The sequence below is a fragment of the Corynebacterium tuscaniense genome, assembly GCF_008693065.1.
Taxonomy (GTDB): Bacteria; Actinomycetota; Actinomycetes; order Mycobacteriales; family Mycobacteriaceae; genus Corynebacterium; species Corynebacterium tuscaniense.
Window position 1 is genome coordinate 1 of record NZ_VXKH01000030.1, and the last position, 22,683, is coordinate 22,683.

Annotated in this window: 20 protein-coding genes; 5 read left to right on the forward strand and 15 right to left on the reverse strand. The window is 58.8% G+C overall.

The genetic code is table 11. The annotated features are described in order from the left end of the window. From F4V54_RS06685 to F4V54_RS06705, 5 genes are all read right to left on the reverse strand, one after another. A partial coding sequence (locus F4V54_RS06685; RefSeq protein ID WP_249041250.1) for a DUF5682 family protein occupies positions 1 to 622 on the reverse strand: 622 nt, incomplete at its 3' end. Next, positions 619 to 1,719 (reverse strand): ATP-binding protein, encoded by a 1,101-nt coding sequence (locus F4V54_RS06690; RefSeq protein WP_034664959.1) that lies wholly within the window; start codon positions 1,717 to 1,719, stop codon positions 619 to 621. The genes F4V54_RS06685 and F4V54_RS06690, both read right to left, overlap by 4 nt. Next, the gene (locus tag F4V54_RS06695; RefSeq protein ID WP_150386660.1) at positions 1,716 to 6,194 is read right to left on the reverse strand and encodes a hypothetical protein; all 4,479 of its coding nucleotides are present in this window, start codon (positions 6,192 to 6,194) and stop codon (positions 1,716 to 1,718) included. Before F4V54_RS06695 ends, F4V54_RS06690 begins: the two co-directional genes overlap by 4 nt. Positions 6,195 to 6,292: 98 nt before the next feature. Further along, complete coding sequence (locus tag F4V54_RS06700) at positions 6,293 to 10,840, reverse strand: hypothetical protein (RefSeq protein ID WP_150386661.1); 4,548 nt, start codon at positions 10,838 to 10,840, stop codon at positions 6,293 to 6,295. Beyond that, positions 10,833 to 11,729, reverse strand: a complete 897-nt coding sequence (locus tag F4V54_RS06705) for a DUF4132 domain-containing protein (RefSeq protein WP_150386662.1) — start codon at positions 11,727 to 11,729, stop codon at positions 10,833 to 10,835. Before F4V54_RS06705 ends, F4V54_RS06700 begins: the two co-directional genes overlap by 8 nt. Before the next feature lie 128 nt (positions 11,730 to 11,857). Here F4V54_RS06705 and F4V54_RS06710 point away from each other — a divergent pair, with 128 nt between their 5' ends. After that, positions 11,858 to 12,403, forward strand: coding sequence for a hypothetical protein (locus F4V54_RS06710; RefSeq protein ID WP_150386663.1), 546 nt, complete (start codon positions 11,858 to 11,860; stop codon positions 12,401 to 12,403). Between the two features lie 98 nt (positions 12,404 to 12,501). On the opposite strand, the gene F4V54_RS06715 is transcribed toward F4V54_RS06710, so the two are convergent. Further along, positions 12,502 to 14,721 carry an NADP-dependent isocitrate dehydrogenase gene (locus F4V54_RS06715; RefSeq protein ID WP_034664948.1) on the reverse strand — a complete coding sequence of 740 codons (2,220 nt, stop codon included), beginning with the start codon at positions 14,719 to 14,721 and terminating at the stop codon, positions 12,502 to 12,504. 141 nt (positions 14,722 to 14,862) lie between these two features. On the opposite strand from F4V54_RS06715, the gene F4V54_RS06720 reads away from it, so the two are divergent. Continuing rightward, a complete protein-coding gene (locus tag F4V54_RS06720) occupies positions 14,863 to 15,768 on the forward strand; it encodes an exodeoxyribonuclease III (protein ID WP_102723942.1) in 906 nt (301 codons plus the stop codon). On the opposite strand, the gene F4V54_RS06725 is transcribed toward F4V54_RS06720, so the two are convergent. Together F4V54_RS06725 and F4V54_RS11905 are read right to left on the reverse strand one after the other, a co-directional pair. Continuing rightward, the gene (locus tag F4V54_RS06725; RefSeq protein WP_102723941.1) at positions 15,765 to 16,169 is read right to left on the reverse strand and encodes a type II toxin-antitoxin system VapC family toxin; all 405 of its coding nucleotides are present in this window, start codon (positions 16,167 to 16,169) and stop codon (positions 15,765 to 15,767) included. The two genes, F4V54_RS06720 and F4V54_RS06725, sit on opposite strands and share 4 nt — an antisense overlap. Before the next feature lie 4 nt (positions 16,170 to 16,173). Further along, a complete protein-coding gene (locus F4V54_RS11905) occupies positions 16,174 to 16,371 on the reverse strand; it encodes a hypothetical protein (RefSeq protein WP_428840485.1) in 198 nt (65 codons plus the stop codon). Here F4V54_RS11905 and F4V54_RS11755 point away from each other — a divergent pair. Continuing rightward, positions 16,294 to 16,560 (forward strand): hypothetical protein, encoded by a 267-nt coding sequence (locus tag F4V54_RS11755; RefSeq protein ID WP_249041251.1) that lies wholly within the window; start codon positions 16,294 to 16,296, stop codon positions 16,558 to 16,560. The two genes, F4V54_RS11905 and F4V54_RS11755, sit on opposite strands and share 78 nt — an antisense overlap. A gap of 10 nt (positions 16,561 to 16,570) precedes the next feature. Here the strand turns inward: F4V54_RS11755 and F4V54_RS06735 are convergent, their stop codons facing one another. After that, positions 16,571 to 17,053, reverse strand: a complete 483-nt coding sequence (locus tag F4V54_RS06735; RefSeq protein ID WP_150386664.1) for a CAP domain-containing protein — start codon at positions 17,051 to 17,053, stop codon at positions 16,571 to 16,573. A 203-nt stretch (positions 17,054 to 17,256) separates the two neighbouring features. Here F4V54_RS06735 and bioB point away from each other — a divergent pair, with 203 nt between their 5' ends. Together bioB and bsaP are read left to right on the forward strand one after the other, a co-directional pair. After that, a complete protein-coding gene (gene bioB / locus F4V54_RS06740; RefSeq protein ID WP_150386665.1) occupies positions 17,257 to 18,339 on the forward strand; it encodes a biotin synthase BioB in 1,083 nt (360 codons plus the stop codon). Positions 18,340 to 18,354: 15 nt separating this feature from the next. Beyond that, positions 18,355 to 18,558 (forward strand): biotin synthase auxiliary protein BsaP, encoded by a 204-nt coding sequence (gene bsaP / locus F4V54_RS06745; protein ID WP_150386666.1) that lies wholly within the window; start codon positions 18,355 to 18,357, stop codon positions 18,556 to 18,558. A gap of 30 nt (positions 18,559 to 18,588) precedes the next feature. Here the strand turns inward: bsaP and F4V54_RS06750 are convergent, their stop codons facing one another. The 6 genes from F4V54_RS06750 to F4V54_RS11455 all read right to left on the reverse strand — a co-directional run. After that, a complete protein-coding gene (locus tag F4V54_RS06750; protein ID WP_150386667.1) occupies positions 18,589 to 19,284 on the reverse strand; it encodes a hypothetical protein in 696 nt (231 codons plus the stop codon). Beyond that, positions 19,281 to 20,039, reverse strand: a complete 759-nt coding sequence (locus tag F4V54_RS06755; protein WP_150386668.1) for an ATP-binding cassette domain-containing protein — start codon at positions 20,037 to 20,039, stop codon at positions 19,281 to 19,283. Before F4V54_RS06755 ends, F4V54_RS06750 begins: the two co-directional genes overlap by 4 nt. Continuing rightward, positions 20,036 to 20,389: a GntR family transcriptional regulator gene (locus F4V54_RS06760; RefSeq protein ID WP_052092979.1), complete on the reverse strand. Its 354-nt coding sequence runs from the start codon at positions 20,387 to 20,389 to the stop codon at positions 20,036 to 20,038. Before F4V54_RS06760 ends, F4V54_RS06755 begins: the two co-directional genes overlap by 4 nt. 97 nt (positions 20,390 to 20,486) lie before the next feature. Further along, a complete protein-coding gene (locus tag F4V54_RS06765; RefSeq protein WP_150386669.1) occupies positions 20,487 to 22,274 on the reverse strand; it encodes an acetyl/propionyl/methylcrotonyl-CoA carboxylase subunit alpha in 1,788 nt (595 codons plus the stop codon). A gap of 15 nt (positions 22,275 to 22,289) precedes the next feature. Beyond that, complete coding sequence (locus F4V54_RS06770; protein ID WP_034664938.1) at positions 22,290 to 22,469, reverse strand: hypothetical protein; 180 nt, start codon at positions 22,467 to 22,469, stop codon at positions 22,290 to 22,292. Between the two features lie 11 nt (positions 22,470 to 22,480). Further along, on the reverse strand, positions 22,481 to 22,683 hold a 203-nt coding region (locus F4V54_RS11455), incomplete at its 5' end, for a hypothetical protein (RefSeq protein WP_170253121.1).

Genomic DNA, 22,683 nt, shown 5'->3' on the forward strand with positions numbered 1-22,683 from the left:
CCACGATGCGCGGTCCGTGCGTGGCGCGGGCGCGACGGATGCCTTCACGCATCGATGCTTCTCGGGCTGCCGTGCGCGCGTCAACATGTTGGTCGCGCCGGTAGGCCAAGCCGAAAGCGAGTGCGCTGCGACGTACTGCATGCGCCCTCGCTTCAATGGAGTGCACCTCGACGAGGTGGTCCCAGACATCATCGTGGTGTTCGGCACGCACGTAGGTGTCCAGAAACTCGCCCACACCTGGGGCTACCTCGCTTGTCGACGTTTCCGGCGCCACCCCCGGGGACGCATCCGCGCACACCACCGGCACATCATGCGCATGCGCCCAACGCAGCGCGACCAGCTCCGGGCTGAAGTCCGCCAGCGGCCAGAAACTGATCCCTTTGTCCTCATCGGCGAGGGCAAAAGCCAGCGGTGCCACCGCCTTGGGGTGGGCGATCCACTCGCACCACGGCGTGGCCTCCGCGGGCATTTCCAGCACTAGCGCATCGGGCTGCGCGTGCGTCAGAAGCTCTGGGAGCACGCGCGCCAGGGACGGCGAATGGTGGCGCACCCCAATGAGAAATACCGGGTCGCTGGCCAGCTTGTCGACGTCCCCCGCCAGCCCCACATCATCCTTCCTCATGCGAGTTCGTCGCGCTGTCCCCACAAGGTACGCCACGGGGAAGCGCCCTCGTTGGCGCGACGGTGAACAACGGCATCCCAGTAGCCACGCAGGCGGTCCGCATCAGCCGGATCATCCTTACGGACAACGCCGAGCAGGTGCCCAGCAAGGTCACGCAGCCCATCCGAGCGTGCGGGGAAATAGGCAGACGCCAGGGCAATCGAGGTGCTCACGGAGACGGCTTCGGCGGTGGAGAGCACCGTCGTGGGTTTCTCCACCGGCCAGCCTTCCCGGCTCACACCGGCGCGCAGGTCTCGGAAGGCGGTGACGAGGACTTCAACCACGACATCGTCGACAGGCGTATCCACCTGGGCTGCTTCCAGCGCACGCTTGGTTTGGGCGGTGACCAGAGCGACTTCCGCGTCCAAGTCCGCGATGGGGTGGACCGTTTCAAAACTGAAGCGGCGCTTGAGCGCAGCACTCATTTCAGAAACACCCCGGTCACGCAGGTTCGCTGTGCCGATCAAGCCGAAACCTTCGGTGGCGGCTACGGACATGTCACCGAGTTCAGGCACAGCAATACGGCGTTCAGACAATAGTGACACCAACGAGTCCTGCACTTCCGGCAGGCAGCGGGTGATCTCTTCAATCCGGGCAATCTTGCCGTACTCCATCGCGCGCATCACCGGGCTGGGCACGAGCGCCTCTGGGGTCGGCCCCTGGCCCAAAAGCAAGGCGTAGTTCCAGCCGTACCGCAGATGGTCCTCCGTGGTGCCGGCGGTGCCCTGCACCACCAGCGCAGACGTGCCACAGATCGCTGCCGACAGGAGCTCCGAGAGCATCGACTTCGCTGTACCCGGTTCACCCACGAGCATGAGCCCGCGCGAACCAGCCAGCGTGATCACGCAACGTTCCACCAGCGCGGGATCACCCACGTACTTCGGCGCAATGGTGAGCTTGGAACGCCCCGCTTTCAGGTCAGCGCCACCCATAATGAAGGTCACCACCGCACGCGGGGTTAGCCGCCAGCCCGGTGGGCGGGCACCGGTATCCCAACGCTCCAAAAACTCGAGCTCATCGGCGTAGCGTTCCTCCGCCAGCACGACCTGCTGTGTCATCGGCGTCTCCTTCGGGTGGTTTTCAATTCAGCGAATTCAGGCGCATCGTCGCCTTGGGAGCGTTCCCAACATGCAGCGAACCACTCCGGTGGTGGTAGCGGTGAAACCGGTATCTTGAACGGGGTTGAGTAGTGGCCACTATCATCCGTGGTTTCCACCTTAAACGCGCTTGCCTTCCACAGCTCAATGGGTAGTTCTGGTGCAGTGTTGTCGATCCAGCCGCCCTTGAGGAAGAATTCACGCCCGGAGCGGGGCCGCTTGCCCGTGGCAACCAGATCAGCGGCAACAAGCTCTTTACCAGCGCGAGTGATGTCGGCTTTCTTCCAACTATTCCAGCGGCGCACGTTTGCATCAGTGGGATCAGACCACGCCAGTAGTTGCAGGTAGTAGCGTGCAGCATCCTCGCTGACGTTGTATGTGTCGGCGACTGTGGACACCAGGTCGGGCACAGAAACGAGCGGATCGCGCGGTTCGCCTTCCCCGGATTGTCTGAGCCACGCGGCGTAGGCGGTCAGAGTCCCGCGTGCGCGGTACATAGCTGCGGAGACCACCATTCTTTCGTAAAACGTTTCTTTCGTCCGTTCCAGCGCTAACGCGAAGATGGGGTCGTCCGGGTCGGAGACATCACTCAGGTCGACGTAGACCTTATCCAGACTGGGGAGCTGCTCAAGGGTCAACCTCCCGGACTGGAATATTTGCTCACTCTCATCACCAGGTGTGCGTTCCGGCACGCCGACGAGGGGACGAAGGGTCGGATTTGACTCGCTTGGCGGCTCGGAGGCGATACAAATTTTGCTGATACCCCGCGGAGTTGTGTGCAGCTCCTCGGCGTAATCCGCCAAGGAAGCACGCAAGGGATCCGCAAGATCTAACTCGGCGGCTAGCCAAAGCAGCGATGGCACTTCCAAAGCCCAGGTTGACTTCTGAGGGGAATCATCCTCGTCGTGCTCGCCGGCAGCGACGAGCTGCACGGCGCTTTCAGGAAATGTCTTTGGTATTCGTTCAGCAATGTGAGCAGGGAGTTCCGGAAGATATGTGGGACCGTGTTCGGACCAATATTGCGCCATGGCCGTAGCATCTAAGCCGCAGGTAAGCAGGGTACTGGAATCTTCGGGGACACCTTTTGCCAACACACCGAGGAAATGTTCTGTGTAGAACTCCAAATGTTGGCGTGCGGCTTTTGCTTCTGCCACCTTCAATCCCATGGCGGTGCGCAGTTCTTTGGGCAGAAAGTTCACCTCGTATGCGCTGAAGTTGGGGAAGCCCGCCATGAGCAAGTGCGCATCCGCTAGTGGCGCTCCAGTTGCAGCGGCGAACGCTTCGCCTGCCTCCGGTGACCATGGCCGCCGACCTTCGGCATTAATCTGGTCGATCAGAGCATCAAACACCGGTTCTAGGTCGGTGCGCGAGGGGGGAATTTCCTCGCGGTGGACTGGTTGAACAGCTTTCCCATCTTTGGTGACGGGTTCAGTACTGTCGGCGCGCACAATGTTATAGGTATCTTCGAGCGACCGGTACCCGCGTTCGAGAGCCTGGGGAGGCAGTTTGATGCCACCCATGGTGGAAAGCAAGGGAAAACCATAGGACTCTAACACCAGGTTTGTCGCTGACAATGCACCTGCATCGCGCAGTACCGTCCAGAGTTCCTTCAATGCTTGGACTTCCTCTGCGGTGCGGCCAGGGACCGCCGCTAGAGCAAGAAGAGCATCACCGTGGCCAAGAAGGTACATCCAGTCGTAGGTGATCAAACGCATACGTGACTGATCCCTAAGTGGGGGTACGTAGAGTTCATGTAACCCGAGCTTTCTTGTGTCCCTCCAAATGTCCATGATGTCGAATTTTTCCAGGCGGAATTGTTTGCCGAATTTGAGAAGATGCCGCTGCCGCGCAAAGGTTGGGGCCGGGGTGAGCTGTTCACCCGAAGCGTCTGCTGCTTCTTCCGGCTGTGGCCAGGAGCGCGCGGCATCATGCACGAGGCGTGCAATGGAGTAGCGCAAAACTGGATCTGTCAGATCAAAAAGGTCACCCACGGCGCCGCAGAGACCCTTGCTGACGTTCTTGGTGTTCTCACTGCGTGCGTAGTCCACCAGTGGGCGCACGTCATCGGCGGTGAGAGACCGCAAACGACGACTCACTGCGGCATCGCGGATACGGGTGTGGTGCCACCACATGTCGCGTTTGAAACTGATACCGCGCACTGGAATTGGGCGAAGGTTTTGCGGATCGAGAACCGTCGAACCAGCAAAGATCCACGTACCACCGTCTGGGCGACGCAGCGCGCCCCGGACAGATGCGGCATCGCTACCCGTGATGGTGTATTCGGTGCCATCCGCATCTACAAGTAGGCAGAAATCTGGGTCGTCCGGACGGGTGAATACTGCATGCCGGTGGTACCCATCCGCGGTGGAGAAGGGGGAGCCAGCGGTGACATCTGTGACCGGTCGATGTTGTGAACGCCGCGGATTAAGCACAAGGTCCGGATGCCGGCGGCATTGCTCTTCTAACCAGTCCGGCAGTGAAGCACGACCCTTCTTGCCGGTGGCTGGGTCGATCTCCACTACCGTTGTGCCGTCGACAAGCCAGATGCGTTCGCCGTCCACAAAGAAATGCTCACTCCCGCTCGCCCACGTTGAGTGGCCGGGGCGCATGATCACACCGGCACCGAAAAGTCGCCCACCAGGAACCGGAACGGATGCGTGTAATTCGAAATTGCCAAATTCGTGAAGGGTAGACACCTTGGCTTGAGGGGATTGCGGCCACCACACTCGCGGGTTATTCGTGTGGTAGGTGGATAACCCAAACTGGCCGTCAACTTCTTCCACGCCGAACACTGATTCACCCGTCCAGTTAGCAATAGGGGTAGCAGTACGTCCGCGGAGATAGGTGATACCGGAGTTCTGTTTTACAAAGACACCCGGCCAACTATCAGTGCAATCCATCCAGGTTTGGAGTTTCTGGGGTTCCCCGTAATCTTTCAAGGTTTGCTCTAGCTCAGGCCATCCCAGTTCATCGGGCAAACCTTGCCGTAGCGATTCGGCGACTGGGACCGCGAGGTCACGGTGAATCGCTCGGGCACGGTCGAGGAGCGTTTGGAAATCAGCATCCCTGACGTGTTCGAATCCGCGAAGGAATCTGGTGTTGCGTGAAAGAAGATCAAGCGGCGGAATTCCGGCTTCGAGCTCCTCCACACGTTCAGTAATCAGCTCTAAGAGTACCGGCCTCAGGTGCGGGTCCGCGGCGAGGACATCCATCACCTCCGGATATTCGAGCACATTCCAGACGCCTGTGGCCAGCTCAACCCGCAGGGATGTGTCTGCGGCAAGATGGGGGAGAGGATCACGCGATGGAAGACGGGCCCATTTTTCAAGATCGATCCGTGCAAAAGAACTTGGATGAGAAAACTCGAATGAAACCCCGGAGGCCACAACGCTTTCAACAACCCCAGCAGGCAGAAAACGAAGAGCACCGTGGGGGAAAGGCACCTGTGTGAGGCCAGCGTGGGGGAGGATCTGAGTAAGCACTGAGGCCAGCTTCTTTGATCCTTCTTTGGACCACCCTTTCCACCTGGTTTCGAACAACAAAATGCGCGGGATGAAATCAGGGTGGTTGCCCTGCTTCACCACGTCGAGAGCACCAGCTTTTTCCAGCAAATCCAGCCACGGATCGGTGTCCATACTGTGTGGACTCAGCGCAAGCAGGCGGTCCATGAATGCGGTATCTTCTGCGACTATCCGGCAGATTGCTTTGCTGTAGTTCTTCCAGAAATGCGCGCCGGCGTGCTCGATCGAGGGGGCAACCAGCAGCTCTTGTGCAAGGCGGGCTTCCTCATCCGCAACATTCAGACCTGCGGCAGTAGCAAGTCGCGCCAGCTCCTTTTTCATGCCGGCATGTGGCGAAAGGCCAGCGTGCACCCGTTCCGCACACAAGGTGCGGTAGGTTTTGTACGCCTCTAGGGGTTCCATGCTCTCAGCGAGACGTTTCGCTTCGTTGCTCAGTTCTTTGGTGCTCAGCGCCCCCGCGTAGGCGAATTCTTTGACGGCGGCGAGGTGCCGGTCTTCGTCGATAAGCAAGCGGTGACGCTGCTCAGCCTCGCGTGCAGCCGTGAACATTTGCGCAGCTAGCCGCGCATTATCGGCGGCGATGAGCATGCGGCCAGCCTCTTCCAGGAATGTGGGAAGGAAGTGCGGTGCGCTGTTGTCGAGCTTCGTTGCAAGCTTATCGACGCTCTCCTTAAAACGCCTCGGCTTCGTTCTAGCCAGCCGCCCAGCGCGCTCCAAGTCAGCGATGAGGTTGAGTGCGTGCTGCGCATTATCCGGATCGGTGAGGATCGGCCAGGCCGGAAACCCAATCGCCCGGCGGCGGGTATGGCCGACATTCACTCGGCCCTGGGGAATGAGCCCGGTGACACCGAGGGTGATATCCTCAGCGTCCACCAACGCTTCCGGGATGAGGCGAACGATGCTGTGGTTTGTCAAAACCGGGTGGGTATAGCTCGCCGCGATAAGGGGAACGGAATTTTCAGTTGGCTCCCGTGTGACCCCGCCGTGTTCGAGTCTGGTTGCATTCGCTATGGTCATCGGCGTTTCCTCCGTGTGGTTTCCAGTTCCGAAAACTGCGGAGCATCCTCCCCTTGTGAGCGTTCCCAACACTCAGCGAACCACTCCGGTGCTGGCAGCGGTGCCACGGCAACTCTCAGCGCTGGTTCGTACTTGCTGCCACTAGCATTCGGATGGAAGGCCAAAGATTCCACCTTCCAGCTCTCCAACGGCAGATGTGGCGGAACGGCTTCAGCCCAACCACCCTGGAGGAAGAAACTGCGCCTGGAGCGTGGTCGTTTCGCTTCAACAACGAAGTTCAGTGCAACGAGTTCCTGGGCAGCCGCGACAATATCTGCCTTCTGCCAGCTATTCCACCGGCGCACATGCGCATCGGTGGGATCGGGCCACGCCAACAATTGCAGGTAGTACCGTGCCGCATTCTCGCCCACACCCAGCGTCGAGCTGACCTCAGCCACGAGCTGTGGCACCACAGTGAGCGGATCATGCGGATCGCCTCCATCGTATTTTTCACGCAGCCACTGCGCATACGAAGAAAGCTTCCCGGATAGCACCACGTCTTCAGCTGTCAGCGTCGCTTCATCGCCACCGTGTTCATCACTCCAACGGTGTGCAAACTGACGGTCTGGATCTTCCGGATCAGTGATGCCCGTCAGATCCACGTATAAAGAATTGGGGAAGATCCAAGTGCTCTCTTCGATACGGAACCGCCCATGCCGGAGATCTTTATCGCTGGGGAAGCCCAGGCTGTGCCGCAAAACGGTGATGTCCGGGATAGTGCCAAGATAAACATCATCCAGGCCGCCAGGGGATCGGACCAATTCATCGGCATAATCCGCTAGGCCGGTACGTAACTCGTCGGACAAGTCCAGCTCGTGGGCTAGCCAGAGGATTGCTGTGACTACGTCTACCACGTCTTCCTCATCGCGTGTGCCCGCCAGAACAGACTCCACTGTCGCGCTCGAGAGATGCTTCGGCAAACGATCAAAGCACTCTGGGCGGTCCGCACCCAGAGCAGATTTCTTACCTGGCCAACGAGCAGCCATGGCGTGAATATCAAGACCATGTTCCACCAGCGCCGCGGGGTCCTCGGGGACACCGGCGGCAAGCACACCCAGGAAGTCCTCCTGGAATGTGTTGAGCCTCTCCCGAGCTTCCGCAGCCTCCTTCACCTTCAGGCCCATCGTTGTACGCAGCTCCTTGGGCATGAAGTTGACAATGTCCGCGTTGAAATTGGGGAATCCGGCCATGACCAGGTGCGCATCCGTCACGGGCATTCCAGCAGCTTCGGCGAACGCGACTCCCGGCTCAGGCGACCACGGTGCCAGCCCGTTGTCTTTCACACGCTCGAGCAAAGCATCAAAAAACGGTTCCAGATCCGTGCGACCAGGGGAAAACTCATGCCGGTTCAGCAGAGTGCATTTCTTCCCATCCAGGACAACAGGCTCGTCGGTGGCTCTGCGCAGAAGCGACAAGGGCTTACTGTAATAGTCGCTGATGAGCAGGGATGAAGGGTAGCTGAATTGGTAGTCCACCATGAAACCTTCAGGCGGTTGAATCGTATCCACAACAAGATCAGCAGCACTCACTACACCAGCTTCACGCAGGACGAGCCACAGCTCTTTCAATCCTTGGATTTCCTCGGCCGTGCGGCCTGGAATAGCTGCGAGCGCAAGGAGACCGTCTGTAGCGCCGAGCAGTTCAGACCAGGTGTGCCTGCGGCTCGAACTGGAACCTGCCTTAGGCAGAGAGTGTTCGTGGAGGCCCAGTTTCGCTGCATCGCACCAAATTGCCTCAACCTCGACCTGATACCAAAAACTGCGCAGGAGCGAGGAAAGGGGTTGGTGGTGCCGCTCAAACGTTGGAGCGTCTAGCAAGGTGCCAGACGAACCCCCAGCATCGGGTTGCGGCCATGATTCCAGCAGGTTGTGAGCATGTCGTACAACGGCTGAGCACAACGCTAGGGCATTGAAGCCAAGCTGTTTGGAGATCTTTTCATATAGTTCACCTCGCCGCTTGTCGTCCCCAGCCACATCCGCGTTATCGGCGACGTACTCAAGTGTTGGGCGCACGTCATCCGCTGTGATCGTGCGCATCCGCGCGCTGAGCTCAGGGTCGCGGGGATGCGTATGGTGCCACCACAGGTCCGTGTCGAAAAACGTTCCATGAAAATCCGTTGCCACCCCGTCCTCCGGGTGGAGGATGGCGTTACCCCAATGCGTGCGAAGGAGAATTCGTGGCTGTCCATCAGGTAAACGGATGACACCGGATGCTAACCACGCGTATTCGCTTGTGATGGAAAATTCAGTGCCATCTGCATCAACGATGAGCACAAAATCGGGGTCATCGGGACGGGAGAACACTGCATGTCTGTGGTATCCGTCCGCCGTGGAGAAAGGCGAATCAGCGGTCACATCGGTGACAGGGCGTAGCTGTGAACGAGTTGGTTCAAAGACGAGATCGGGGTGGCGGCGGGACTGCTCGTCAAACCAATCCGGCATGGATTGACGGCCTCTGGCACCGGTTTCCGGATCGATTTCAATGGTTGTCTTGTCGCTCTGCACCATCCAGATGCGGTCTTCTTCCACGAAGAACTGGTTGTTCCAGCGGGTCCAGGTGGGTTGGTCAGGACGAAGAACCGTGTTCACGCCAACAAGACGACCACCTGGGACAGGAACAGAGCCACCTGGGAGACCTCCCGACAGGGCAGCTATTTTAGTCAGGATCCGCGTGCCCGAAGCAGACCAGTTAATCCACTCCTCGCCAGCGTAGGGATCCCAGTTCAGGATTGCAAACTGGCCGTCAACCTCGGTGATTCCGTTGATGGGGTTACCAGTCCAGTTAGAAATGTCCTGATTGGTGTGGCCATACAGGTATGTCGCTTCTTGCTTGTTGTAGACCACCACTCCTGGCCAGCAGTCTTGAGAGTAGACACGCTCGTATGAACCGGGTTGTTCCTTGCTTGCGTGAGCCTCCTCAAATTCAGGCCACCACAACTCTTCGAGTAAGCCCCGGCGCAGAGTTTCTGCCAGAACTTCAGCGGGATTCTTGTGATAGGCCCGCACACGGTCCAATAAGGCTTGAACTTTTTCATCGTCGGCTTCTTCGAACCCGCGGACATAGTTGGTCACAGCAATCAACCGGTCCACCGTTGGTGCGGCGGATTCAAGGAGCTCGACCTTTTCAGTGAGAAGCTCAATCACCAAAGGCTGAAGATACGGGTCCGTCGCCACAGCCGACAGAACTTCCGGGATTTCCAGTTCCTTCTCAATGCCGTTGATGAGATACTGCCGGTACTGTTCATCAGCCACGAGGTGTGGCAGCGGAGCTCGGTTTTCACTTCTTGCCCAATACAGCACATTGATAGATGGTTTGTAATTCCCTCTGTCCGGGTCCACCCTCACACCGTGGGCCGCAAGCTGTTCAAATGCTTCAGGTGGCATGTCCGTGAGCGGTTTCCATGGCAATTCCATCGATGTGCAGCCCGCATGCGGAAGAATCTCCGCGAGCAATGGTGCCAGTTTCGTGCTCGGCTTCGAGGTGCCCGAATCGCACTGTACAGCGAGGTTCAAGATGTGGGGAACAAACTCGGGGCAGGCGCCCTGCTTGACTGATTCGAGGGCACCAGTTTTCTGAAGCAGATCAATCCACTCATCAGGATCCGCGTTGCTCGGTGTCAGTGTCAACAGAAGATCACGCACGTCCGCAGACTCTGTTGCGGCCTTACGGATAGCGGGGTAGTAGTTCTTCCAAAAACGGGCGCCTGCGCCCTCGATCGAACTGATACGCAACAGCTCGGGGATGAAGCGGGCTTCTTCCTCCGCAGGCTTCAGCCCGGCAGCCTTTGCCAGCTTTGCCAGGTCCTTCTTCATGCCGGAATAGGGAGGCAATCCGCCACGGACGCATTCGATGCACAGGTTGCGGAATGTCTCAAAGGCTTCGGGTGGTTCAAGCCGTTCGGACAAACTGTTCGCCTCAGCGGCGAGCTCCTTACCGCTGATTGCCCCAGCGTAGGCAAATTCTAAGAAGACGTCGCGGTGCCGTGTTTCGTCGATAGGCACTGTGTAACGGCGCTCAATCTCGCGCGCACGTGTGAACATTTGCGCGGCGTAGGCGTCATTGCCTCCTTTAATGTAGGCGCGTGCGGCCTCTTCCAGGAAAGTAGGTAAAAAGTGTGGAGCGCTGTCTTCCAGCTTGTCTGCGAGCGCGAGAATTTCTGTTTTGGCCGCCCCTGGTTTTGACTTGGCGCGGCGGGTTGCGCGCTCCAGATCCGCAACAAGGTTCAGCGCATGCTGGGCATTCTTCGGGTCAGTGAGGATCGGCCATGCTGGGAACCCGGTTCCACGGCGCTGAACGTGGCCGACGGGAGTGCTGCCCTCGAATTCAATTTCGGATACTGCAAGAGCAAGGCGCTCTGCCTCAAGGAGCTGTTCTGGAATCAGTCTGACAATGGTGCGACCAGGCAACGCAGCATGCGTGAACGTTGCCGCAGAGAGCGGGAACGTCGCATCATTTGCTTCCAGCGTGATGCCACCATGTTCAGTACGAATGCGGTTATTACTCATTTTCTTCCACCGTTCTACCAGCATGAATGTGAGTGGCCATGCGCACTCCTTCGCTATATGCCACGGGCCCAACTTCCCGCACCGGAGCGGTCTCACCGTCAACGCGCCATGACAGTCCACCCGTCCAGATGTCGATTTCGGGGTTGTCTCCGGCCCCAATCCAATACTGGGCCTCCACCAGATGCCCGTCCTCATAGATGTAGGTCACCGCGTAGCCACCTTGAATGTTGTAGCCAGCTGATTGGGCCCTACCGACGGCAAAGCGACCCTGCTCGAACCGTGCACCTGCCCATGTGTCCAACACAGTTACAGACTCATCCGGAAGCGGAACGGGCAGTCCATACACGGCGCGCTGTAGCTGATCAAAACGCTGTTGGATACCCAAATCCGCGGCGAACTCCCGAAGATCCTCCAGATCCTCAATCAACGCGGGATGAGGGATGAGGATCTCATCGGACACGATCGTTTGCGTTTCCCCGTCTAGGTCGACGACACCGAAGCTGATCTGGCCATCAGTGGTGTTCACGTCACGCAAGAAGCCCGCTGCCCCCGCATCACTGGTTCCGCTTTCATCAACGGGCTGGATGATCAGATCCCGCAGCCAGGATTGCCAAGTTTCATCTGGCCACACTGCCGCAATGACAGTAGCGGGAACGGGCAGCGAGCGCAGCAGCCACTTTTCCACTGTTGCACCGCACTCCGCATCGTGGGCCTGCAGCCAGGTCAGCAGATTGTCAAGATTAAGAAAGGTATCAGTTTTCTTCACTGCTGCCGGTACAGACTTCAAAATCTTTCCTTTGGCGTTTCTGGCTTGGATTTTATTGTCTGTAATGGTCAGGGCGTATCCGTTGGGTGCTTCAATCCATGTTGAATCTGCTGATGCGGTCATGCGTGTCAACTTACCTGATTCTCAGATAGGGAGTATAGATAAGTGGAAGCGTTCCCAGTGCCCAAGAAGGGCACTCATGGTGGGTGGTACTTTCGGAGAGAAAACGCGTCCACCACGAAGGAGAACCGATGTCCGCCCCGATTCGTTTGATCTCACACGAAGGGACCCACTTCCAAGCACCTTTCGGCGATGGCACTGTGCGTTTTGGCGATACTGTCGAGCAGGTGCGTGCGGTACTCGGGCAGCCTGAGGGCGGTTCGACTGACACCACGCTTTACTTCAACGCCGCGTGCATTCAGGTGCACCTTGGCCGGGGCGGGGTGGAGTTCATGGAATTTGCCACCAACCCGAAGAAGGACGGCGTTGACGTTGAGTGGGAAGGGCATACCCTGTCGCGTATGAACGCTATCGAATGCGCGGAGGTGCTCATGGCATCCAACGATGGTGCCAGGATCAATGAAGAGGAGGCTCCGTCGAGCTATGTCTTTGAGAAGTTAGGTCTCACCGTGTGGCAACCGTATGCCTTTCAGGATGCAATGCGCGACATGAGGGCAGCGGAGGCGACTGGGGATGAGGACGAGCTTGAGTACCTCAAGGAAGAGGTCGACATGGCTGAGTTCTTTGATTCGGTGGGTATCGGATCGCAGGAGTACATGAAAGGTTATTTCAAGTAGTCCGGCGGTAAGTAGCGGGGCTAAGTAGCAAAGGGTGAGCCCGCCCGGCCAAACTGCCGAGCGGGCACACCCTAATCGCTTAACTCACGTAAACGGAGCTAGTTGTCCTCAGTCCGGTCGATGATCCGGTTGAAGGTCTCCGACGGACGCATGACCTTGGTGGTCTTCTCATCGTCCGGCCAGTAGTAGCCACCGAGATCGGCAGGGGACCCCTGAACGGCGAGGAGTTCCTCGTTGATCTGGGCTTCGTTGTCGGCGAGGTCCTTGGCAATCGCGGTGAAGCCTGCGGCGAGCTCTGCATCCTCGTCCTGCTTGGCCAGTTCGTCGGCCCAGTAGGCGGCGATGTAGTAGTGGGAGCCACGGTCATCGATCTCGCCGGCCTTACGGGATGGGGAGCGACCCTCATCCAGGTAGCGTTCGATGGCGCGATCCAGGGTGCGGCCGAGGATGCCAGCGCGGGCATTGCCGTGCTTGTCTTCCTCGTGGAAGAAGGATTCAGTCAGCGCGAGGTACTCACCCAAGGAGTCCCAGCGCAGGTGGTTTTCTTCCTGTACCTGCTGGACGTGCTTCGGTGCGGAACCACCAGCACCCGTCTCAAACAGGCCACCACCGGCCATGAGCGGGACGACGGACAACATCTTGGCGGAGGTGCCCAGCTCAAGGATGGGGAACAGGTCAGTGTTGTAGTCACGCAGCACGTTACCAGTGACGGAGATGGTGTCCTCGCCACGGCGGATGCGGTCAACGGTGATCTTGGTGGCCTCCTCCGGCGACGCGAAGGAGATGTCGGTGCCAGTGGTATCCAGGTTGGCTAGCTGTGCTTCGGCCAGCTTCTGAATGTTGGCATCGTGCCCACGTGCTGGGTCGAGCCAGAACACAGCCTTCATGCCGGACTTGTGCGCACGGTCAACAGCGAGCTTGACCCAGTCCTCGATAGCGTCACCGCGGGTGAGGCAGGAACGCCAGATGTCACCAGCTTCAACCTCGTGGGACAGCAGGACGTCGCCGGTGGAGGAGATGACCTGCATGGTACCTGCGAAAGGCATCTTGAAGGTCTTGTTGTGGGAGCCGTACTCTTCAGCCTTGCGGGCCATGAGGCCAACGTTGGGGGAGGTGCCCATGGTGGCGGGGTCGTAGGCGCCGTTCTCGCGGCAGTCGTCGATGACCACCTGGTACACGCCGGCGTAGGAGGAGTCCGGGATGACGGCCAGGGTGTCCTGTGGCTTGTCGTCCGCGTTCCACATCTGGCCGGAGTTGCGGATCATGGCCGGCATGGAAGCGTCCACGATGACATCAGACGGCACGTGCAGGTTGGTGATGCCCTTGTGGGAATTCACCTGCGCCAGGTCCGGACCTTGCGCCATTGCCTTATCAAAGGCGGCGCGGATCTCTTCACCGTTGTCCAGCTCGGACAGGCCGGAGTAGATGGCACCCAGGCCGGATTCGCCGTCGAGGCCAGCAGCCATGAGTTGCTCACCGTACTGGTCGTACACGTCCTTGAAGAAGGCGCGGACAACGTGGCCGAACATGATCGGGTCAGAGACCTTCATCATGGTGGCCTTGAGGTGAATGGAGTAGAGGATGCCCTCGTCCTTGGCGCGCTGGACGGTACCCAGCAGGAAGGCATCGAGCGCACGGGCAGACATGAAGGTCGCGTCCACGACGTCGCCCTTATCCACCTTCATGTCATCGCGGAAGACCTTCTCCTGGCCATCAGTGCCGGTGAGCTTCAGGGTCAACGTGTCATCGTGGTCGAGGATGACGGACTTCTCGTTGTGGCGGAAGTCATTGGCATCCATCGTGGCCACGTTCGTTTTGGAATCCTTGGACCATGCGCCCATGGAGTGCGGGTTCTTGCGGGCGAAGTTCTTCACGGAGCGAGGTGCGCGGCGGTCAGAGTTGCCCTGGCGCAGGACCGGGTTGACGGCGGAGCCCTTCACCGCGTCGTAGCGGTTGAGGATGTCACGCTCCTCATCCGTCTGCGGGTTCACCGGGTAGTCCGGAATGGCAAAACCAGCGTCCTGCAGCTCCTTGATGGCGTTCTTCAGCTGCACAAGGGAAGCGGAGATGTTCGGCAGCTTGACGATGTTGGCTTCAGGCGTTTTGGACAGCTCACCCAACAATGCCAAATAGTCCGGAACTTGCTGGTCTTCCTCCAGGTAGTCCGGGAATTGCGCGAGGATGCGGCCGGCTAGGGAAATGTCGTACGTGTCTACGTCTACGCCTGCGTTCGACGCGAAAGCCTCCACGATGGGCTTCAGTGAGTACGTTGCCAGCAGTGGTGCCTCGTCCGTCTTCGTCCAAATGATTTTGGCCATGGGTCACCTCTACAAAATTTTGGTTATCTTCTTTTTTGTTTTCGACCGACAAGCGTACCTCTTTGCCGGTGAGCGTGCCCATCGCGCCCTCGAGGTTGGGCAATCGTCCGCGTTGACGCGGGACAGGTAGGGTGATCGGGCATGAGCCTCACCATCGCATCAGTCAACGTTAACGGGATCCGCGCGGCCACGAAGGTGCGCAATGAGAACAACTTGGGCATGTTGGAGTGGCTGAAGAACACTCCAGCGGATGTTGTGCTTATGCAGGAAGTTCGCGCCACGGAGGAGCAGACTCAGGCCGCGCTCGCACCGGCGCTCGAAGCCGGGTGGCACCTCTATGTCGCACCAGCTGCCGCAAAGGGTCGCGCCGGGGTGGGTATCCTTTCGCGCACACCGCTTATCGACGTCGCCGTGGGCATCCCCCACTTCGAAGATTCCGGTCGCTTCATTTCTGGGCGTCTGGAGTGCGGGACGACGGTGGCGTCGCTGTACTTGCCGTCGGGAAGCACTGGCACTGAGAAGCAGGATGAGAAGTGGCGTTTCCTTGACGTGTTTGAGCCGCTGCTGGCGCGGTGGGCGGAAACGCACAAGGACATGGTGATTGGCGGTGACTGGAATATTTGCCACCGACGAGAAGACCTGAAGAACTGGAAGGGCAACACGAAGTCCTCCGGCTTCCTGCCTGGTGAACGCGCATTCATGGATGCCGTCTTCGGCGCTTTCCCCGATGATGAGGCCCAGGACATCGACGCGAAGGATGAGGCTGGTTTCTTCGGCGCCGTCGAGTACGAAAGCGACAACCGCCGCGTCGCCTGCACCGAACCGCAGTGGTTTGACGTTGCCCGCCGCCTCCACCCGGAGGACGCGCCGTACACCTGGTGGACCTACCGTGGTCAGGCATTCAACAACAACGCAGGTTGGCGCATTGACTACCAGGCAGCCACCGCGAACATGCTTGAGCGGGCCCAGCGCACCTGGGTGGAAAAAGCAGCGACGGTGGAGGAGCGTTGGTCCGACCACTCGCCGCTGCTGGTTGAGTACCGCTAGGATTCTCTAGCGCGACCTGGTGAAAGTACCGGGAGGCCTGCTTCTTCCGCGGCATCCGCCATCCGGTGGTCGTATGTCACCATCGTTGTGCACCCACCAAGAAGGGCAGCGGCGATGTGGATAGCGTCAAGGGAGCGAAGGTGTGTGCCTGGCAGCATTCCAGCGACTCGGAAAATGCTCCTGTCGATCTCGAAGATGGACATTGACTCAATAACATCCTCGATGATGTGCGGCTGTATCTCTGGAAGAAAACGACAAGCGCGACGCAGCTCAGTTTCGAGGAGAGTGCTTGAGAAAAGCGCCGGTGACTCCGCCAAGATCGCTTCATCGAGGGCATCGGATTCTTTCTCCTGCGCGATAAGCTTCATCACCGCAGAAGTATCGAGGTACCACAGCTTCACGCTGTCACAACCTTTCCTCGCGGACAGTATCCAGAATCTCCTTTGTACTGATGGGGAGTTGGATTCGATTCTCGGCGCCGAGTCTTAGTGGCCGTGAGGCAGGCGTGTAGGCCAACCGTGGAGAGTGGACATTTTTAAGGCCGGTCAACCGAGCGACGGGGCGGCCGCGGTTGGTGATGATGAATTCCGCGCCTTTTTCCACTTCGCGCAAAATCTTACTGCTTTCATTGCGGAGCTCACGCTGGGGAATATGGCGCGGTTCGTGAGGGGAGGACGGTACTGGCGCGGCGGACATGCTACAAGCGTAGCAACCTGCGAGCGGGGTGGAAAAGCAGCGACGGTGGAGGAGCGTTGGTCCGACCACTCGCCGCTGCTGGTTGAGTACCGCTAGTTACTCGCTGCTATTCGGCACGCAGGACAACCTTGTAGCCCGAGCCACCCTTGGCGTCTTTGCCGTAGGCGATCCCAAGGCCTGCGCGTGTGGTGTTGCTCAACATGTTGGTGTTGTGGCCTGCTGATTTCTTCCAGTTGTTCACAGCATTATTCGGGGTGCTGGAAGAGTAGTGAATGTTTTCAATGCCACGCTTGATGTCATCATGCTCAAATTTGCCCGACTTGGCGAGGTGCTCGCTCCATTCTTGGGCACTTTGAGTCAGCGCTTCGTCGCGGGTCCAAGGGGCCAGCCCGTTTTTCGCGCGGTGATCGTTGATCTGGTCGAAGAGCTTCTCTTTGGTCTCCTCGATGTTGTTTGGCGTGCTTGTAAATGATGTGGGGGGCTGCTCTACATCGCCTTTGGTCAGTCCGCCTGCCAAGGCGAGGATGAGACTGATCAGGATGGAAAAGAATCCGAAGAACTTTTGTGTGTCCAAATCGGGCAGCTGCATGAGGTGGTGGACCTTTCCGTATCTATCCGACCCCAGGATGAGGGAACGGTATTTGCCTTAAGTGGATATAGGATAAACCTGAAAATAGATTAAGTCAGGTCAGTACGCCTATTTGGTTAGAAAATGGGGACCGAACGGGGGGGAGCTGGTGTCACTGGGCCACTTCTTGAACACTGTTCAATCGCCCGGCTAGACTGCTTTGCATGGCCAAAACAAACTCATCCCAGACGAGGAACAGCGATATCCTCACCGTCGCGCACGAGAAATGTCTCAAGCGTGGTGAGGGCCTGAATCAAGAAGAAATTCTAGAGATCTTGAAGATTGAGGATGACCGCCTCCAGGAGTTGCTCGATCTCGCCCACCAGGTGCGCATCAAGCATTGCGGTGTGGATGTTTCCCTGGAAGGGATCGTTTCTTTGAAGACGGGCGGTTGTCCTGAGGATTGCAGTTTTTGTTCACAGTCCGGTCTTTTTGAATCCCCCGTGCGTTCCGTCACGCTGAATATTGCGGAGTTGGTGGAAGCTGCCAAACAGTCAGAGAAGATGGGGGCGAGTGAGTTCTGCATCGTTGCCGCGGTGAAGGGGCCGACGGATGCGTTGCTCAATCAAGTGGCTGAAGCAATAACGGCCATCAGGGAGGAAGTGGATATTTCCATTTCGGCTTCCCTCGGCATTCTCACCCGTGAACAGGCACACCGGCTCGCCCAGATGGGGGTCATGCGCTACAACCACAATTTTGAAACTGCCAAATCCTTCTTCCCCAATGTGGTTACTACTCACACATGGCAGGAACGTAAGAACACTCTTGAACATGTGCTTGCAGAAGGGATGGAGACATGTTGTGGCGGAATCATCGGCTTGGGGGAGACCTTGGAGCAGCGTGCGGAGTTCGCTGCGCAGCTGGCTGAGGTTCAGCCGCATGAGGTTCCGATGAACTTCTTGGACCCGCGGCCAGGGACCCCTTTCGCAGACCGTCCGCTTGTTCCGCAGGGCGAGGCGTTGCGTGCGGTGGCAGCGTTCCGTTTGGCCATGCCATCAACGCAAATCCGTTTCGCGGGCGGGACCGAGCTCGCGCTGGGGGATGATGGAACTGAACAAGGCCTTCTCGGCGGGGCCAACGCCATTATCGGAGGTAACTACTTGACTACCCTTGGGCGCCCCATGGAGAAGGACCGCGATGCGGTGGATCGGGTCATGGATTCACACCTGAACCTATCCATTACTCCGGTGGGGCAGAAGCAAAACTCCGGGCACGGTCCGCTCTATGACACCTTGAAGTCCTTGTAAGTGGATGTCGCCATAATGAAGAACCTGGAGATGGGAGAACTGGCCGCGGCAGTCTTGTCTGGGGAGATCGTGTGGCCACTAAATCCAGCGCGCCCCTATGATGCCCCGCGCATCTGCCCGGTGTGCGGGCGCCGCATGGTGGTGAAGATCAGCCCGATGGCATGGGAGGCGGCGTGCTCGCGCCACGGGGTGCTGCGCTCCGAGTGGTTGGAGCGCTAACCGCCTACCGTTCCGGTTGTTTGTCGTGGGCTATTTGATGAATCGTGGGGTGCGGGCAATTGTCACAGCGGCGGTTATGGCGACCACAAGCGCGCCGATGCCAACCGTGATCCACACAATACTCGATCGCGGGATTGGGGCACCCACGGCAAACGCGTAGTCCCAGTACATCTGCGCGTATGCAAAGCCAAGGAACAGTCCAGCGATGGCGATTCCAATGACAAGCAGACCCCACCTGTTGGCAGCGCCTTCCGATACACCGATGGCGATTCCGGTGAGGGCGGCGAGGAACAGGAAGGTGAACGTCACTCCAAATGTGGCGAGGATTGTCCATGAGTCCTGGCCAGCAGCCGTCACATCATGATCGTTAGCCCAGTTCACGGGTTGGCTGTTGGTGACAAGGAATACGTCGTACAACTTGTAGTAGGGATTGGCGTACTGGTTTGCAATGGATGAACCAGACGTGGCAGCTGCAAGAATACCTGTGACGGTGAGTGCAACTTTCAAAGCTGATGTGAGCCACCGGCTAAAACTCATTCCCAATTGGTTGAGGGCCGACCATTTGGATGCGATGTAGGCGAAGAGTGCCATAAGCGCGATGCCGCCGCAGAGGGTCCAGAGTTCGCCGTCGCCCGTGTAGTACCGGCCGAAGGGCATTGCGATCAATAAAACAAAGAACGCAGTGAGGTACGCGGCTGGTGTGGTTGGACTCAAGAAAGGTTTCATCGCTTCACATCTCCCTGGGTTATTTGGTCTGTTTCTTCGGGCTCTACGTGGATGGGTGTTGTGGCTAGGAGGTCGAACAGTTCCGCGTCGGTGGGGTAGTTCACGGGCAAGTGGGTTGTTGCTGCGGCGGCCGGGTCGGTGAATGTGGCCCGAGCAGTGGGGCCAAGCGTCGCCGTTTCGGCAACGGGGTACTGGGTTGTCAGGCCCTCAATCTCGGCGGTTGGTCCGGTGATGGTGGGGAAGTGCGTGCGGACACTTTCTAGTGGAAGCCCGGAGGAGTGGACCTCCCGGTCGAACACCTGGATTACATGCGTGGCTAATCCGGCGAAGTCCTCGGCGCGATGGGAGGCCATGATGATGGTGCGCTCAGGGTCCTCTGCAATGTAATCAATGAGTTGCTGGCGTACCTGCTTGCGTGTGGTGGCGTCGATGCCGTCAAAAGGTTCGTCGAGAAGCAAAAGTGGCTCTTGTGCTGCTAGCGCGATCCGGATGGTGAGGAGGCGGCGCTGACCGACGGAAAGATCCTTGATGCGCGCATCAGGCATATCGACGGGAGCGAGTGGCTTTGCCGCGTTGGCTGCGCGTAGCTGCCGAGCGACAGTATCGCCAGCGAACTTAGCGTCCGCACCGGCGGGCACGAATGCGGCACCCGGCCCCATCAATGAACGAAGCAGGTGGGTCTTGCCCGCGGCGTTCGGGCCGATGAGCGCGTAAAAGCCGGGCTGCGGAGGGGGCTGTGGGTGCGGATGCTTCATTTGGTGCGCTCCTTTTCAATCATGGCGGTCAGTTCCGCTGTGGAAAGGCCGAGCTGGTCAGCCTCGTGGACGAAAGGTTGGACAAATCGCTCTTGGAAAGCTGCGCGCCGGGAGCTGAGTAGCTGTTGGCGTGCGGATTTAAGAACGAACATACCGAGCCCCCGGCGTTTCTCCACCAAACCCTCATTGAAAATCTCTGTGAGAGCTTTCGCGGAGGTAGTCGGGTTGACGGAGTGGTAGGCAGAGAGCTCGTTTGTTGACGGGACGCGGTCTCCGGGGGCGAGTGCGCCCGAGGAGATCATGTCGCGGAGTTCATCCGCGATCTCTTGGTATATGGGTTTACCGCTCATGTGGGTAACCATATAGCTAAAAGGCCCAGCGCGTCAACCGTTATAAGTGCCGCGCCAGGTCAGAGGCCGAGGCATGGGCCTAGTAGGGGTGAAGATGCTAGTCCTCGGACACGATATCCAGGAGTGCTGCCCCCTTGTCCACGTTTTCACCGGGCTTGACCGCTAGGTTTTTCACGGTGCCGCTCTTGTGAGCCTTGACGGGGTTTTCCATCTTCATGGCCTCCAGAATCAGAAGTGCGTCACCTACTTCAACGCGTGCGCCTTCGGTGACAATCACCTTCACCACCGTGCCTTGCATCGGTGCTGTGAGGGTATCTGCACTGGCAGTACCCTTTGAGCCCTTAGCGGAACTGGAACCCGCGCGCGAACGACGTTTGCGTCGCCGCTGCGCCACAGCCCCGAGGAGCAGTGGCTCCGGAAGCGTGATTTCAATGGAGCGTCCGTTGACACCAACGGATACGGTACGGCGCTTACGGTCCTCGCTCTGCTCATCCGTCTCGCCACCTTCATGCGGTGCAACGTCCGGGTCCCATTCCTCTTCAATCCAGCGGGTGTACACGGTGAAGTGGTTGTTGGGGGCGGTAAAGGCGGCGTCGTCAAGCATGCGCTGATGAAACGGGATGACCGTGGGCACACCTTCAACCTTGAATTCTGCCAACGCGCGTTTTGCGCGTGCGATGGCCTGCTCGCGGGTTGCACCGCGCACGATGAGCTTGGCCAACATGGAATCGAACTGACCACCCAGGACCGAGCCTTCGCGGATACCGGAATCCACGCGCACGCCGGGCCCGCCGGGCTCCTCGTAGCGGGTCACAGTGCCGGGAGCCGGCATGAAATTGCTACCGGCGTCCTCGGCGTTGATGCGAAACTCCAGGGCGTGACCGGTGGGCTCCAGATCATGCTTAAAGCACAATGGGTGGCCAGCAGCAATGCGGAACTGCTCAATGACCAGATCAATGCCCGTTGTTTCCTCCGTCACTGGGTGCTCAACCTGGAGGCGAGTATTGACCTCCAAAAACGAAATCAGGCCATCTGCGCCGACAAGGTACTCCACTGTGCCCACCCCGACATACCCGGCCTTTTTCGCAATCGCTTTCGCAGAGTCATGGATGCGGTCACGCTGCTCTTCGGTCAAAAACGGTGCGGGTGCTTCCTCAATGAGTTTTTGGAAGCGGCGCTGCAAAGAACAATCGCGAGTGCCGCCCACAATCACGTTTCCGTGTGCATCCGCAATCACCTGCGCCTCCACATGGCGGGCGCGGTCAAGGTAGCGCTCCACGAAACACTCGCCGCGGCCGAACGCCGCCTGAGCTTCACGTGTTGCAGATTCGTAGAGCTCACGGACCTCCCCGCGAGTTCGAGCTACCTTCATGCCGCGCCCACCACCGCCAAAGGCGGCCTTAATGGCCACAGGTAAACCGTGCTCATCCGCGAAGGCAACCACTTCATCGGCGCCAGCAACCGGTTCCTTTGTCCCCGGAGCCAATGGCGCGTTCACGGCTTCCGCCAGCGCACGGGCCGTGACCTTATCGCCGAGTGCCTCAATGGCCTCCGGAGGCGGGCCAATCCAGGTGAGCCCCTCCTCGATCACGCGCCGGGCAAACTCAGCATTTTCACTCAAGAAGCCGTAGCCAGGGTGGACCGCGTCCGCGCCTGAATCCTTGCAGGCTTGGAGCACCTTATCTATATCCAGGTAGCTCTGCGCAGACGTGGTTCCGCCGATAGCCACGGCCTCATCGGCCATGGACGTAAAAGGTTCACCTTTATCTGGGTCCGCATAAATGGCCACGCTGGAAAGCCCAACGTCACGTGCTGCGCGGATGATGCGGACTGCGATCTCACCGCGGTTAGCAATCAGCACTTTGTGAAAGGGAAAGTCATGCATGAATGTGCTCCTTGCTTAGTAGTACGTGACGTTGCCGAAGGTGGGGGAGGAATCAAACGGCTGTACAAAGCCATCCTCAACCACGCCTGCGCCTGCATTTAGATGCCACGTTTGCGCCTCAGCGATCACGGCGCTCAGTGCCGCGAGCTCATCGTGGGAAAGTGAAGCGTCATTGGTATGAAACAACGGTGTCATGGTGACTCTCCTTAAACCGTGGGGTAGTTGCCGTCTGCGGTGAGACGAGCCTCGGGGTTGAGAAGCAGGGCGATCTCATCGTCATGGTCGTGTGCACCTGCGAAGCGCCGGTTTTCCACCGGGGCGAACAGCTCGGCGCGCCCGATCATGCCGGCTTCGAGGCGGCCAGCACCATCAACAAGGCGCTCCGTGGCTTGGGCGCGCCACGCATCCG